Genomic DNA, 13465 nt, shown 5'->3' on the forward strand with positions numbered 1-13465 from the left:
ATCAAGATGGGCAAGGAAACCGGCTTCCTCGAACTGGACCGCCAGGATCGCACTTACGGCGACGCCACCGAGCGCCTGAAGAACTACAACGAATTCGTCGTCCCGCTGTCGACGGAAGCGCTGAAGGACCAGGCATCGCGCTGCATGAACTGCGGCGTGCCGCACTGCCATACCGGCTGTCCGGTCAACAACATCATCCCGGACTGGAACCACCTGGTCTACGAGGACGACTTCAAGAACGCGCTGGAAGTCCTCCACTCGACCAACAACTTCCCCGAGTTCACCGGCCGCATCTGCCCCGCCCCGTGCGAGGCCGCGTGCACGCTGAACATCATCGACCAGCCGGTCACCATCAAGTCGATCGAATGCGCGATCGTCGACAAGGGCTGGCAGGAAGGCTGGATCACGCCGAAGCCTGCCGAGAAGAAGACCGGCAAGTCGGTGGCCGTGGTCGGTTCCGGCCCGGCAGGCATGGCCTGCGCGCAGCAGCTGGCCCGCGCCGGCCACTCGGTGACCCTGTTCGAGAAGAACGACCGGGTCGGCGGCCTGCTTCGCTACGGCATTCCCGACTTCAAGATGGAAAAGCACCTCATCAACCGCCGCCTGGTGCAGATGATGGCTGAAGGCGTGGAATTCCGCACCTCCACCGAAGTGGGCGTGACGGTCTCGGTCGCCTCGCTCAAGGAAAACTTCGACGCTGTCGTGTTCTCCGGCGGTGCCGAAGATCCCCGTCCGCTGAACATCCCCGGCTTCGAACTTCCGGGCGTGCGCTTCGCGATGGAATTCCTGACCCAGCAGAACAAGCGCAATGCCGGCGACGACGAGTTGCGCGCGGCTCCGCGCGGCACGCTCTCGGCCACCGGCAAGCACGTCATCGTCATCGGTGGCGGCGACACCGGTTCGGACTGCGTCGGCACTTCCAACCGCCAGGGCGCCGCTTCGGTCACCCAGCTGGAAATCATGCCCAAGCCGCCGCTGCACGAGAACAAGGCGATGTCCTGGCCGAACTGGCCGCTCAAGCTGCGCACCTCGTCCAGCCACGAGGAAGGCGTCGATCGCGACTGGGCGGTGCTGACCAAGCGCGTCGTCGGCGACAACGACGTCCGTGCCCTCGAATGCGTCCGCGTCGAGTGGAAGGACGGCAAGATGCAGGAAGTGGAAGGCAGCGAGTTCACGCTCCAGGCCGACCTCATCCTGCTCGCCATGGGCTTCGTCGGCCCCCGCAAGGCCGGCATGCTCGACCAGTCGGGCGTCGATCTGGACGCACGCGGCAACGTCAAGGCCACCATGGTCGATTACCGCACCAGCGACCCGGCCATCTGGTCCTGCGGCGACATGCGCCGCGGCCAGTCCCTGGTGGTCTGGGCGATCCGCGAAGGCCGCCAGTGCGCCCGCGCCGTGGACGAAGCACTCATGGGCGCTTCCGAACTGCCGCGCTGAAGCCGGCCGTTCCGCTGAATTGAAAAGGGGCGTTCCGCAAGGAGCGCCCCTTTTTCATGCCGGCATTCCGTCCGGGCGATCACTCCCGGCCGGCGATTGACCCAAGGCCGGGACGCGGCGAGGCTCGCTCGTCCCTGTCCCCCGGAGAACGCCCGAATGCTGCTGGAAATCGCCGAGATCGAAGTGCGTCCGGGCGCCGAGGACGCTTTCGCCGCGGTCATGAACGAAGACGGGCTGGCGCAGCTCGCCGCCTGCGAAGGCGTCGTCTCCGTCCGATTCGGCCGGGGCGTGGAGAATCCGTCGAAATTCACCTTCAACGTCGTGTGGACATCGATGGAAGCCCACGAGGCTGCCCGCGCGCTGGACAGCTTTACCCGCTTCCGCGCCGCCTTCGGAGACATGGGCGTGGGCGGGGCGATGAGCCATTACGTCATGGACGAGGCCATATCCGGCGTCTCCGCCTGAACGCGCTGATCCTGCGCCGCGGCGCCAGCGGCCTACCAGTCGATCCGGCCGCGACCGTTGGCCTCCAGAAAGGCATTGGCCTGGCTGAAGGGCCGGCTGCCGAAGAACCCGGCATGGGCAGACAGCGGGCTGGGATGCGGCGCGGTCAGCACGAGGTGATGGCTTGAGGCCAGACCCGGCACCCGCATGGCCTTCTTCTTCGCGTGATTGCCCCAGAGCAGGAACACGCAGGGCTCCGCTTTCGCGGCGACGGCGGCCACGGCAGCATCGGTGATCGCCTCCCAGCCCTTTTTCTGGTGAGACCCGGCCTGGCCCTCCTCCACTGTCAGCGCATTGTTCAGCAGCAGGACGCCCTGCCGCGCCCAGTGCTCCAGGTTGCCGTGTCCCGGCGCCGTGACGCCGCAATCGGTCGCCAGTTCCTTGTACATGTTCGCCAGCGAAGGCGGCACCCGCACGCCATGCGCCACCGAGAAGGCCAGGCCATGCGCCTGTCCGGCGCCGTGGTAGGGATCCTGCCCCAGGATGACCACGCGCACTTCGTCCAGCGGCGTCAGTTCCAGGGCGCTGAGGCGGCTGCCGCGCGGCGGATAGATCCGCTTTCCGGCGTCTTCCTCGGCCTGAAGCCAGCCGCCGAGATGGCGCGATTCGGGGGAATCGAGTACCGGACCTAGCGCGGCCTGCCAGGATGGCGGCACGCCCTGCATGGCTCCTGAAGCGTCCACTTGCGGCTTACTCCCGATCTGTCGGCGGCCATCGGCGTCCCGGACTTGTGCGTTCGGATCAAACTCCGGCCGCCTTGGCCATTGCCTAACTCAGGCCCAGTCCCTAAGCATTTCCGGACCATGGCTGTCTATCTCCACGAAGAAGATCTCCCCGAAGGCGTGCTTGCGCCGGGACCCGTCGCCGTCGACACCGAGACGATGGGCTTGATCACCCCGCGCGACCGCCTTTGCGTGGTCCAGATTTCCGACGGACAGGGCGACGAGCATCTCGTCCGCTTTGCGCCCGGCAGCGACTTTGCCGCGCCGAACCTGAAAGCGGTGCTGGCCGATCCGGCGCGCCTGAAACTCTACCACTTCGCGCGGTTCGACCTCGCGGCGATCGAGCACTACCTGGGCGTCACCGCCGCACCGGTATTCTGCACCAAGATCGCCAGCAAGCTCGTGCGGACCTACACCGATCGACACGGGCTGAAGGACCTGGTCCGCGAACTGCTGGGCAAGGAAGTCTCCAAGCAGCAGCAGTCCAGCGACTGGGGCGCCGCCGAACTGACCGAGGCGCAGAAGGACTATGCCGCTTCGGACGTGCGATACCTTCATGCGATGCACCAGATCCTGGTGATGCGCCTTGCGCGCGAGAATCGCAGCGACATCGCCCAGGCCTGTTTCGACTTCCTGCCTGCCCGCGCCCGGCTCGACCTGGCCGGCTGGCCGGACCACGATATCTTCAGCCACGAAGCCGCCTGATCGGAGCGTAAACAGGCATGTCGGTCGAAGCCAACCAGGTCCGCAACCGCCGCCGGCACTTTGCCGCGCCCGGCGGCTCGCACGATCGCATGGTGGCCTTCCTTGCCAAGGCCCTGCCCGCGGGCATCGGGCTGGTGGCAGCCGTCATGATCCTGGTGCCGCTCTCCCCGCGGGGCGAGATCAGCTTCCTGCTCGACCGTAACAAGGTGGCGACCACCGGCGAGCGTATCGCCGTCGACAACGCCGCCTATCGCGGCCAGGACAACCAGGGCCGCGATTTCGTGGTCACGGCCGGCACCGCGGTGCAGCGCTCGCCCGAAATCCCCATCGTCGAGATGCAGAAGCTCATCGCCAGGATGAACTTGCGCGACGGCCCGGCCGACATCGCCGCGCCGCGCGGCGCCTACAATTTCGACAATGACACCATGGCGGTGGACGGCCCGGTCAACTTCAAGTCGTCCGACGGCTATACGATGACCACCAGCAAGGTGGACGTCGACATCAAGGAGAAGACGGCGGTCGCATCGGGCGGTGTCCAGGGCACCGTGCCCTCCGGCACCTTCAAGGCCGACAAGATGCACGCCGATCTCGACACCCGCAATATTACGCTCGAAGGCAATGCCCGGATGCGCATTACGCCCGGCAAGCTGAGGATGCCGCAATGACCCCCCGCGCCAAAATGACCTTCCGAGGCAGCCTGTCCAAATCGGGCCTGCTCCAGTCCCGCCTGTTCCGCGCTTCCATCGCGGCCCCGGTGGCCGGGCTGGCCCTGTTCGCCGCCGGCCAGCAGCTGGGCGCGCAGGCGATCTCGGGCCACAATTCGAATGCGCCCGTCGATTTCGGTGCAGACCGCATCGAGCTGCAGGACAAGCAGAACCGGGTCGTGCTGACCGGCAATGTCGACATTACCCAGGCCGACCTGCGCCTGCGCGGCGCGCGCACGGTGATCGACTTCACCAAGGGCGACCAGACCCAGGTGCAGCGCATCACCGCCAGCGGCAATGTCGTCGTCACCCGCCAGGACCAGGTGGCCACCGGCGATACCGCCATCTACGACTTCAACCAGCGCATCATCACGATGGTCGGCAATGCCAGCCTCAAGCGCGGCACCGGCGATACCCTGCACGGCGGCCGCTTCGTGATGGACCTCAAGAGCGGCGTCTCCTCGGCCTCGGGCGGCCGCGTCAAGGGCACCTTCAACGTCCCCAAGAAGACCAACTGACGCCGAAGGGTCGATACGTCTCAGGGCACCCCCCCAGGACGAAAGCGCATTCAGCAGGCACAGCAAAAAGGCCGGTCACGACCCTGGGGTCATGACCGGCCTTTTTGCTGTGCCTGGACCTTCTTCCGGGCGGAGGCGGCCTTCGGGAAAGGCCGCGCTCCGCGCCGGGTCAGAAGGCGCGATCGTGGACGAGAACCCGCAGGGTGAGGAACATGATGTGCAGGTCGCGCATGATGGTCCAGCCTTCGAGATATTCGAGATCGGACTGGAGGCGATTGATCAGGTCCGATTCCTGGTCCGTGGCGCCGCGATAGCCGCGCACCTGCGCCAGGCCGCTCAGGCCCGGCTTCAGGCAGTGGCGCTGCCAGTAGCGGCGATCCACTTCCCAGAACAGCTTCTCGCCCGCCAGCGAGCCCGTGGCGTGGGGACGCGGCCCGACCAGGCTCATGTCGCCCAGCAGCACGTTGAAGAGCTGGGGCAGCTCGTCGATGCTGGTGCCGCGAATGAAGCGGCCGACCCGGGTAATGCGCTGGTCCTCCTTGGAGGCCGAGACGTTGCCGTTCGTGTCGCACAAGGCCTGCGTCATGCTGCGGAACTTGTACATGTTGAAGAAGCGGTTGCCGCGGCCCATCCGGCGCTGGACGAAGAACACCGGTCCGCCGTCCTGCAGCTTCACGGCCAGTGCCACGACCAGCAGCAGCGGCGAGAGCGCCAGGATCGCCGCGCCGGAGAAGGCGACGTCGAAGATGCGCTTGATGGCGCGCTCACGTATTCCGAGCGGCCCTGCCGAGACGAGCAGCAGGCCGTGCTGACCCGTGACGCGCGCACCCTGGGCACCCAGACGCGCGACTTCGTCGTCCAGCACTTCACCGTCGACATTGGCCCCCTTGAGCACCATGGCCCATTCCGCGCGGCGGTCGGCCGGGCAGCTCACCACGACCCGGTCGATGTTGCGCAGCACGAGGCCGACGCGGTCGAGCGAATCGGGGTCCTTGAGGTTGGGCCGCAGCCCCATGGCTGCCGCCGAGACGCGGATCGCGCCCGGCATGCGCAGCTGCGGACCGCCATCATCGATGATCAGCTCATTGATGACATTGGCACCGCAGCGCCAGTGGACGAAGCTGCGAAGCTGCAGGCGCGACCAGGCGATAAAGCCCATGGCGCAGATCACCCCGCCGCTGAACGCCCCGCGGGACAGCTCGGCGGAGGACTTCATGAGGAACTGCACGAAGACGACGACGACGACCGCCACCACCATCGACACTTCCGCACGGAAGATACCTCGCCAGCCGTCGCGAAGCGCGTCGGTGGAGTAGGCGGCATTGTACAAGGCCAATGTGAGGAAAATCGGCAAGAGCACTTGTCCGTAGACGAGTGCCATCTGAAATCCCCGGCCGGTATCATAAAGCCAGCCAGCCAGTGCGAAGCCAGCCAGCAGGGCCACAAGGTCCCCAACCAGCAAGGCAAGATAACATTGAAGCCGTCTACGTTCGAGCGAAGGTGCGACGAGAAGTTCGTCTGCTTCGGAGCGCTGAACGGCTTGGGTCGATACTGCAAATGGCGCATTCATGCGTTCAACACTCCCGAATTGTCGAACTCATGCCCCCCGGATCCCCTCGTCCTGTCCTACCACCAATGCCACGAATGAAAGTCCGTGCTGCACTGCAATAGGCGAATGTCCTTATGAACATTCCATCGGCGCGGGAAAGCCGATTCAGTTAAGCTGTTCTTTTTATCCGTTGTTTGCCATCAAGCGTAGCAATTCTAGCTATTTCGACTAACCCTTCCGCGAGAAGAAGGTCAGCATCCTGGCTATTACCCAAAAGGGTTTGGTGCATTGCAATAAGACGGGCAACCAGCCGCTCCAAACGATTACCACGCCAGATCCGCAATTGCACCCCAAGTGCTGGTTTGTCTTTCCAGAAAATTCGGCGGGAAGCCGCTTCCGAATCGATCAGGGCGGCCACGTCGCCGCTTCTTCCAAGCCGCGAATTCAGCCCGGCGAGCTGCGCCGTACGCCGCTCGAAGGCAAGCAGCAGGCCAACGGCATTGATGCCCTGGTCGCGCAAGCGCTTGAGTTCGGGGCCGATCGCATCCCGCTTGCCGCCCAGCACCGCGTCGACCAGCGGTCCGAAATCGTCATCCTCGGTCGCAGCGCCCACGGCATCGAGATCCGCGGCGGATACCGGGCGCGGCGTCTCCGCGCTGGCATCGAGATAGAGCGCCAGCTTGGTCACTTCCGAGCGCGCCAGACGGGTATCCAGGCCGGAGGCCCGGGCGATTCGCTCGGCAAGGTCGCTGCCCATCTTCAGGCCGGCGCCATTCGCCATCGTGCGCACCGCGCTGGTCACCGATGACAGGTCGGGCGGGTAGAACATCGCCACCAGCCCGTCGGGCCGATTCGCCAGAAGCTTGGCGGTGCGCGACTTGTCGGTGGCGCCAGTCGCCACGATCAGGACCGGGCAGGCGTCCACTTCGTTTTCGAGCAGGATCTGGACGGCATCGTGCGCCTCGTCGCCCTGGGCGCGCACCCAGATATGGCGAGAGGTGCCGCCGAACAGCGAATTGGAGCGCGCCTCGTCACCGAGCTTGACCGGGTCGCGGCGCAGTTCGGAGCCGGCGATCTCCACCCGCTCGCCCGGTTCGGGCAGGAAAGAGAGGATCTTCGCCGCGGCGTCGCTCGCGCCGGCCTCGTCCGGGCCGCAGAAGAAGAAAACCCGCGCCTGCTGTGCGGCGCGGGCTGCAAGGCCGCCGAAGTCCTTCTGGGTGGCCTTCACGCCCCCGCTCCGCAAGGACGCACGGGCGCTGGCCTCATTTCTCTGGGCCGCATCGGCCCGGTTACTGCTTGGTGTCGCCGCGCAGGCGCAGCGCGACGGCGGTGACGATCCGGGTGGCGACGTCCTTCGACATGTTTTCGAGCGCGGTCTGTTCCGCCGCGATCGTCGCATAGTCCGAAGAGACGACGTCGATGCCCGCATCCGATCCGGCAGTGGCGTCGAGCACGATCTCGTTGCTGGACATGTCGACCAGCTGATAGCGCGCGCGAAGCGTGCGGCGTTCACGGCCGATGGTATCGTCCGAAAGCAGGGCGAAGCCTTCGAGCTTGTCGTCCAGGCGGATGTCGAGGCGGTAGCGCGGCGCTACGCCGCTCTTTTCCGCGCCGAGCTGATCGACCACGGCATTGCGGACCAGCCAGCCCGCACGCCCTTCGATCGCCGCGACCTGCACGCCCTGAAGCCCGCGCGCAACGGCACCGCTGCCGCCCCCCGCATACATGGGCTGGAGACCGCATCCGGACAGCACAGCGGCCCCGAGAAGAGCCGGGCTGACGAGACGCAGGAAACGAGGGCGCAGGAAACCCTTCACGCGACGAGATTTACCAGTCGGTCGGGCACGACGATCACTTTCCTCACCTCGGCTCCATCCAGTGCACGCTGCACTTTCTCGCTGGCAAGGGCAAGCGCTTCAAGCTCTTCCTTCGACGTGCCCTTGGCCACGGTCAGGGTGTCGCGCAGCTTGCCCTTCACCTGGACGGCCACGGTCACTTCGTCCTCGACCAGCAGCGCCGGATCGACGGCAGGCCAGGCCGCCTGGGCGACGAGACCTTCGCCGAACTGGGCGAAAGCTTCCTCGGTCAAGTGCGGCATCATCGGCGAGACGAGCAGCAGAAGCGTACGGATCGCGCTCGAACGGCTGGCCGAAGGGGCCGCCTTCTCGACCGCGCCGGTCAGCTCGTAGATGCGCGCCACGGCCTTGTTGAAGCCCAGCGATTCGATGTCCGAAGCGACCGCGGCCACCGTCTGGTGTGCCTTGCGGTCGATCGCCTTGTCTTCGCCAGTCGCCGCAGCGTCGTACTGGGCGAACAGGCGCCACAACCGCTGCACGAAGCGGCCGCAGCCTTCGATGCCGGCTTCCGACCACGGCAGGTCGCGCTCCGGCGGGCTGTCCGACAGCATGAACCAGCGGATCGCGTCGGCGCCATAAGTCGCGACGATCTCATCCGGATCGACGACGTTCTTCTTCGACTTCGACATCTTGATGACGCGGCCGACTTCGACCGGGGCGCCATCGGCCTTGAGCGTGGCGGTTTCGGCGCCCCGCTCGATCTCGCCGGGCGAGAAGTAGACCGGCTGGCCATTGGCATCGTTGATGCGGAAATAGGTTTCGTGCGTGACCATGCCCTGCGTGAACAGGCTGGCGAAGGGTTCCTTCACCTCGATCTTGCCGATGCGGGCCAGCGCGCGCGTCCAGAAGCGGGCGTAGAGCAAGTGCAGGATCGCATGCTCGATACCGCCGATGTACTGCTCAACCGGCAGCCATTCGGCGATCTTGGCCGGATCGAACGGACGATCTTCCGGCTGGCTGGCGAAGCGCAGGAAATACCACGAGCTGTCGACAAAGGTGTCGAGCGTGTCGGTTTCGCGGCGCGCGGCATGGCCGCACTGCGGGCAATCGACATGCTTCCAGGTCGGGTGACGCACCAGCGGGTTGCCGGGGGTCGTGAAATCGACGTCCTCGGGCAGCGTGACCGGCAGGTGCTTCTTGGGCACCGGCACCACGCCGCAAACCTCGCAGTGGATGAACGGGATCGGCGTGCCCCAGTAACGCTGGCGCGAGACGCCCCAGTCGCGCAGGCGCCACACGGTCTTGCCCTCGCCCCAGCCTTCCGCCTCGGCGCGCGCAATGACGGCGGCCTTGGCGTCCTTCACGGCCATGCCGTTGAGGAAGTCGGAGTGGACGCAGACGCCATCACCGGCCTCGGACTCGCCGTCGAACGGCTTGTCGGCATCGGCCTCGCTCGCCGCGACGACGCGCAGGATCGGCAAGCCGTACTTGGTGGCGAATTCGAAGTCGCGCTGGTCGTGGCCGGGAACGGCCATGACCGCGCCGGTGCCGTAGTCCATCAGCACGAAGTTGGCGATGAACACCGGCAGGTCGGCGCCCGTGAACGGGTGCTTGGCCTTGACGCCGGTATCGAAGCCCAGCTTCTCGGCGGTTTCCAGTTCGGCAGCGGTCGTCCCGCCCTGCTTGCACAGCGCGATGAAGTCCTCGACCTCGGGACGGCCCTGGGCAACCGCCTGCGCGATCGGGTGATCGGCGGCGACGGCGACGAAGCTGGCGCCGAAGATCGTGTCGGGACGGGTCGAGTAAACTTCCACCGAACCGATGCCGCCCACTTCGGCGGTAAGGTCGAACTTGAACTGCAGGCCCTGCGACTTGCCGATCCAGTTCTCCTGCATCGTGCGGACCTTCTCGGGCCACTTGTCGAGCGTGGAAAGCCCGTCCAGCAGTTCGTCGGCGAAGTCGGTGATCTTGAGGAACCACTGGGAGAGCTTGCGCTTCTCCACCAGCGCGCCCGAGCGCCAGCCGCGCCCGTCGATCACCTGCTCGTTGGCGAGCACGGTCTGGTCGACCGGATCCCAGTTGACCGCCGATTCCTTGCGGTAGACCAGGCCGTTCTCGTAGAGATCGATGAACAGCGCCTGCTCATGGCCGTAGTATTCCGGCTCGCAGGTGGCGATTTCGCGGCTCCAGTCGAGCGCGAAGCCCAGGCGCTTCAGCTGCGCCTTCATGTTGGCGATGTTCTCGCGCGTCCAGCCGCCGGGGTGGACGCCCTTTTCCATCGCCGCGTTCTCGGCGGGCATGCCAAACGCGTCCCAGCCCATCGGATGGAGCACTTCGTGCCCGGTCATGCGCTTGTAGCGCGCCAGCACGTCGCCCATCGTATAGTTGCGGACGTGGCCGATATGGATGCGCCCCGAAGGATAGGGGAACATCTCAAGCACGAAGCTGCGCGGCTTCGACGAGGTGTCGTCCGCCTTGAAGCACTGCGCGTCGTCCCACGCCGCCTGCCAGCGCGTGTCCGCCTGAGCCGGATCGAACCGCTCGGTCATCTTAATCGAGTCTCCTGCGGGTAAGCCCCCGCACAGTCGCGGCACCGGCCGGTGCCGCGTTCAAAAAACAATCAGCCGCCGATCGAATCGCGGCGAAGGTCGCGGGCGCGGGTGAGGATGATGTCCTCCAGCTTCTGCACGGTGGCAGCCTGCACCGGTGCCGCAGCCCAGCCGCCGTTCGCGGAGACTTCGCGCTGCGCGGTGACGCGCAGGGCGTCGGCGCGCAGGTCCTTGTCGAGGATCATGACGGTGACCTTGACGCGCTCACCCGGCTGCTTGGGATTCACGTACCAGTCGGTGACGATGACGCCGCCGGCGCTGTCCGACTGGAGCAGCGGCATGAACGAGAGCGAATCGAGGCTGGCGCGCCACAGGTAGCTGTTCACGCCGATCGTGGTCACCGCCGAGGGCGCGATCGAGGAATTCACCTGCTTGCGGCCACCGCCACAGCCGGCCAGTGCAAGCGCGGCCACGGCGCAGAAGCCCGCGGTTGCCAGCGATCGAGCAGAGAGAAGGCCGGTATGGGTGCTGCCTGTCATCGTAATTCCCAGTTCCTGTCTTGGCGAAGGCGCCGGACTTTCCGCGCGCCTGCCGTGAAACGCCTCTATAGCCGCCATTGCCCGGCGGCAAGTGCGGCTTCTTCAGCTTGCGGCCATAACCCCTGCAAGGCTAAACGCTTGCTGAACGGCGGCGCGGCGCGGGAAAGCGCCTTTCTGCCCCTTCCCCGCGTGGATCAGCCTGTGTTAAGATACCGCGGCCAGAATGGAGCTACCGGCTATCGCCTTTCGCCGCACCATCCTGCAGGCCGGCATGGCCGGACAGGGTGTTTTGGCGCCGGAGGGCGGAAGTGGGGCCGGCCGGTATGGAAGATGACTGGGACTTGAAGTGACGGAAAGCGAGCGCAACCACGCGTCGAAAAGCGGCATGAGGACCAGCATGATGCTGGCCTGCTGCGTGACCGTGCTCGCCTTGCCCAGCGCCGTCCTGGCCTTCACCACCACGTTCAAGGCCGATCCCTCGAATCGCGCCCTCGATGCGCTCGATGCCGAGACTTCGCCCGAGAATCTGTCCCGCGCCATTGCCATGCGCTCGCTGGGTAATGGTGATGCCTTCCCGTTCACCCCCGCCGGGGCCGCGGGCCGCCGCGAACGCGCCGTCACGGTGGCGGTGCGCGTCGATCCCCAAGCCGCGCAGGCGATCATCGTGCGCAATCGCAACCCGATACCGCATAGCGAGCTGGCCAGCGTCGGCGGCTTGAAGATCGCCCCCGCCGCCTTCAACCTGGGCGTGGCGCGCGGCTATCAGAACTTCGCGGCCGACATCACCCCGGCCGCCCCCCCTGCCCGCGGCCTTGCCGATGCGCCGGAACTGAAGAAGTTCAGCCTTCAGGCCGGAACGCCTTCGCAGAAGGAACCGCGGTTCACCACGCGGCTGTCGATCGACGAAAAGCGCGCGCCTGGCCGCGCACCGCACACTTTCGTGGGCGAAGCGGGTGAGGTCGACCTGGCCGGAGCCTACCGCGTGACCGACAATCTCGATCTGACGGCAGGCGTTCGCTACTCGCAGGATCGCGAACGTCTGGTGCCCTTGACCGACGGCAGGCAGGACAGCCAGGCAGTCTATGTGGGCACGCAGTTCAAGTTCTGATTTTTGCAACTCAGGCTGCATTTCTCTCAATCCGACATGGCGTAATTAAAGCTTGCTGCGGGAGGGCTTCCGCTTGCCCTTGCGCACGGCATTTCCTAGCCTGTGCTTGGTGGATGCTCACTAAGCGAAAGGCTATTTGAATGGCGCGCGTTGCTATCGTTACCGGCGGAACCAGGGGTATCGGGGAGGCTGTGTCGCTGGCCCTCCAGGAGAGGGGCCACACCGTAGTTGCAAATTATGCAGGCAATGACGAGAAGGCCAAGGCTTTCACGGACAAGACCGGAATTGCCGCCTACAAGTGGGACGTAGGCGACCATGAAGCCGTGCTCGACGGCGTCGCGCGGGTGACCGAGGAAGTCGGCCCCGTCGATATCGTCATCAACAACGCCGGCATCACGCGCGACGGCGTGCTTCACAAGATGAGCTTCGATGACTGGAACGAGGTGATGCGCATCAACCTCGGCGGGTGCTTCAACATGGCGAAGGCCACGTTCTCCGGCATGCGCGAGCGCGGCTGGGGCCGCATCGTCAACATCGGCTCGATCAACGGCCAGGCCGGCCAGTACGGCCAGGTGAACTATGCCGCCGCTAAGTCCGGCATCCACGGCTTCACCAAGGCGCTGGCCCAAGAAGGCGCCAAGTACGGCGTCACCGTCAATGCCATCGCGCCCGGCTACATCGATACCGACATGGTCGCCGCCGTTCCGGCGCCGGTCCTTGAGAAGATCGTCGCCAAGATCCCCGTCGGCCGCCTCGGCAACGCTTACGAGATCGCGCGCGGCTGTGCCTTCCTCTGCTCCGATAATGCGGGCTTCGTCACCGGCTCTACCCTGAGCATCAACGGCGGCCAGCACATGTATTGAGCCATCGGCGGACCGGCCCGCGCGTCGGGTCGGTCCGCCCTGCTCTTCTGACCCTTTGGTTCAGACCTTGTGCGGCCCGAAGAGAATCATGGCCGCGCCCACCAGACAGACGGCCACTCCGCCGAGATCCCAGCGATCCGGGCGAACGCCCTCGGCGATCCAGAGCCACAACAGGGCCGACGAGATGTAGATTCCGCCATAGGCGGCATAGGCCCGCCCGGCATTGCTGCTGTCCACCAGCGTCAGCAGCCAGGCGAAAAGCACCAGCGAAGCGCAGCCCGGCAATAGCCAAAGGGAAGACTTCCCCATCCGCAGCCAGGCCCAAAACGCAAAACAGCCCCCGATTTCGGCCAGCGCCGCGCCGATGTAGATGATAACGCTCTGCATTCCCGATCGATAGCGAGGGGCGGCCAGCCTGTCTCCCGGCTTCTCGGGCCATGGCGCAACGGCCAGGCTGCAGGCGACGAA

At 65.8% G+C, this 13465-nt stretch carries 14 protein-coding genes; 7 read left to right on the forward strand and 7 right to left on the reverse strand.

What is annotated here, in order from left to right; genetic code table 11:
- The first annotated feature begins 6 nt into the window (after window positions 1-6).
- Window positions 7-1440, forward strand: a complete 1434-nt coding sequence (locus ACZ1J6_RS17630; RefSeq protein WP_132264441.1) for a glutamate synthase subunit beta — start codon at window positions 7-9, stop codon at window positions 1438-1440.
- 156 nt (window positions 1441-1596) lie between these two features.
- On the forward strand, window positions 1597-1905 hold the full coding sequence (locus ACZ1J6_RS17635) for a putative quinol monooxygenase (RefSeq protein WP_465127641.1): 309 nt from the start codon (window positions 1597-1599) through the stop codon (window positions 1903-1905).
- A gap of 32 nt (window positions 1906-1937) precedes the next feature.
- Here ACZ1J6_RS17635 and ung read toward each other — a convergent pair whose 3' ends face one another.
- Complete coding sequence (gene ung, locus ACZ1J6_RS17640) at window positions 1938-2609, reverse strand: uracil-DNA glycosylase (protein WP_132265279.1); 672 nt, start codon at window positions 2607-2609, stop codon at window positions 1938-1940.
- A 138-nt stretch (window positions 2610-2747) separates the two neighbouring features.
- Here ung and ACZ1J6_RS17645 point away from each other — a divergent pair, with 138 nt between their 5' ends.
- Genes ACZ1J6_RS17645 through ACZ1J6_RS17655 form a run of 3 tightly spaced genes read left to right on the forward strand, consistent with a single transcriptional unit; the run spans window position 2748 to window position 4593 of the window.
- On the forward strand, window positions 2748-3371 hold the full coding sequence (locus ACZ1J6_RS17645; protein WP_134094778.1) for a ribonuclease D: 624 nt from the start codon (window positions 2748-2750) through the stop codon (window positions 3369-3371).
- Window positions 3372-3388: 17 nt separating this feature from the next.
- Complete coding sequence (gene lptC / locus ACZ1J6_RS17650; protein ID WP_132264436.1) at window positions 3389-4036, forward strand: LPS export ABC transporter periplasmic protein LptC; 648 nt, start codon at window positions 3389-3391, stop codon at window positions 4034-4036.
- Complete coding sequence (locus ACZ1J6_RS17655; protein ID WP_465127642.1) at window positions 4033-4593, forward strand: LptA/OstA family protein; 561 nt, start codon at window positions 4033-4035, stop codon at window positions 4591-4593. The genes lptC and ACZ1J6_RS17655 overlap by 4 nt, the downstream gene beginning before the upstream one ends.
- Before the next feature lie 169 nt (window positions 4594-4762).
- Here the strand turns inward: ACZ1J6_RS17655 and ACZ1J6_RS17660 are convergent, their stop codons facing one another.
- The 5 genes from ACZ1J6_RS17660 to ACZ1J6_RS17680 all read right to left on the reverse strand — a co-directional run bounded on the left by ACZ1J6_RS17660 (window position 4763) and on the right by ACZ1J6_RS17680 (window position 11026).
- A complete protein-coding gene (locus ACZ1J6_RS17660; protein WP_132264432.1) occupies window positions 4763-6163 on the reverse strand; it encodes a sugar transferase in 1401 nt (466 codons plus the stop codon).
- Between the two features lie 148 nt (window positions 6164-6311).
- Window positions 6312-7370: a DNA polymerase III subunit delta gene (holA, locus tag ACZ1J6_RS17665; RefSeq protein ID WP_132264430.1), complete on the reverse strand. Its 1059-nt coding sequence runs from the start codon at window positions 7368-7370 to the stop codon at window positions 6312-6314.
- Window positions 7371-7431: 61 nt separating this feature from the next.
- Window positions 7432-7869 carry an LPS assembly lipoprotein LptE gene (gene lptE, locus ACZ1J6_RS17670; protein WP_165921377.1) on the reverse strand — a complete coding sequence of 146 codons (438 nt, stop codon included), beginning with the start codon at window positions 7867-7869 and terminating at the stop codon, window positions 7432-7434.
- A gap of 86 nt (window positions 7870-7955) precedes the next feature.
- Window positions 7956-10487 carry a leucine--tRNA ligase gene (gene leuS / locus ACZ1J6_RS17675; protein ID WP_465127643.1) on the reverse strand — a complete coding sequence of 844 codons (2532 nt, stop codon included), beginning with the start codon at window positions 10485-10487 and terminating at the stop codon, window positions 7956-7958.
- Between the two features lie 71 nt (window positions 10488-10558).
- Entirely contained in the window at window positions 10559-11026 is a 468-nt protein-coding gene (locus tag ACZ1J6_RS17680; protein WP_132264426.1) for a DUF3576 domain-containing protein, read from the reverse strand.
- A 385-nt stretch (window positions 11027-11411) separates the two neighbouring features.
- On the opposite strand from ACZ1J6_RS17680, the gene ACZ1J6_RS17685 reads away from it, so the two are divergent.
- Both ACZ1J6_RS17685 and phbB read left to right on the forward strand, forming a co-directional pair.
- Window positions 11412-12134: a hypothetical protein gene (locus ACZ1J6_RS17685; protein ID WP_132264424.1), complete on the forward strand. Its 723-nt coding sequence runs from the start codon at window positions 11412-11414 to the stop codon at window positions 12132-12134.
- 140 nt (window positions 12135-12274) lie between these two features.
- Window positions 12275-12997: an acetoacetyl-CoA reductase gene (gene phbB / locus ACZ1J6_RS17690; protein ID WP_132264422.1), complete on the forward strand. Its 723-nt coding sequence runs from the start codon at window positions 12275-12277 to the stop codon at window positions 12995-12997.
- Window positions 12998-13057: 60 nt separating this feature from the next.
- Here phbB and ACZ1J6_RS17695 read toward each other — a convergent pair whose 3' ends face one another.
- Window positions 13058-13384, reverse strand: a complete 327-nt coding sequence (locus ACZ1J6_RS17695; protein ID WP_465127644.1) for a YnfA family protein — start codon at window positions 13382-13384, stop codon at window positions 13058-13060.
- Window positions 13385-13465: the final 81 nt, after the last annotated feature.

Source organism: Novosphingobium sp. BL-S-21 (genome assembly GCF_055521655.1).

Excerpts from the sequence above, each read along its gene's own strand:
- ACZ1J6_RS17630 (WP_132264441.1), top strand. The coding sequence starts at position 7 with ATGGGCAAGGAAACCGGCTTCCTCGAACTGGACCGCCAGGATCGCACT.
- ACZ1J6_RS17635 (WP_465127641.1), top strand. The coding sequence starts at position 1,597 with ATGCTGCTGGAAATCGCCGAGATCGAAGTGCGTCCGGGCGCCGAGGAC.
- ung (WP_132265279.1), bottom strand. The coding sequence starts at position 2,609 with ATGCAGGGCGTGCCGCCATCCTGGCAGGCCGCGCTAGGTCCGGTACTC.
- ACZ1J6_RS17645 (WP_134094778.1), top strand. The coding sequence starts at position 2,748 with ATGGCTGTCTATCTCCACGAAGAAGATCTCCCCGAAGGCGTGCTTGCG.
- lptC (WP_132264436.1), top strand. The coding sequence starts at position 3,389 with ATGTCGGTCGAAGCCAACCAGGTCCGCAACCGCCGCCGGCACTTTGCC.
- ACZ1J6_RS17655 (WP_465127642.1), top strand. The coding sequence starts at position 4,033 with ATGACCCCCCGCGCCAAAATGACCTTCCGAGGCAGCCTGTCCAAATCG.
- ACZ1J6_RS17660 (WP_132264432.1), bottom strand. The coding sequence starts at position 6,163 with ATGAATGCGCCATTTGCAGTATCGACCCAAGCCGTTCAGCGCTCCGAA.
- lptE (WP_165921377.1), bottom strand. The coding sequence starts at position 7,869 with ATGTATGCGGGGGGCGGCAGCGGTGCCGTTGCGCGCGGGCTTCAGGGC.
- leuS (WP_465127643.1), bottom strand. The coding sequence starts at position 10,487 with ATGACCGAGCGGTTCGATCCGGCTCAGGCGGACACGCGCTGGCAGGCG.
- ACZ1J6_RS17680 (WP_132264426.1), bottom strand. The coding sequence starts at position 11,026 with ATGACAGGCAGCACCCATACCGGCCTTCTCTCTGCTCGATCGCTGGCA.
- ACZ1J6_RS17685 (WP_132264424.1), top strand. The coding sequence starts at position 11,412 with ATGAGGACCAGCATGATGCTGGCCTGCTGCGTGACCGTGCTCGCCTTG.
- phbB (WP_132264422.1), top strand. The coding sequence starts at position 12,275 with ATGGCGCGCGTTGCTATCGTTACCGGCGGAACCAGGGGTATCGGGGAG.
- ACZ1J6_RS17695 (WP_465127644.1), bottom strand. The coding sequence starts at position 13,384 with ATGCAGAGCGTTATCATCTACATCGGCGCGGCGCTGGCCGAAATCGGG.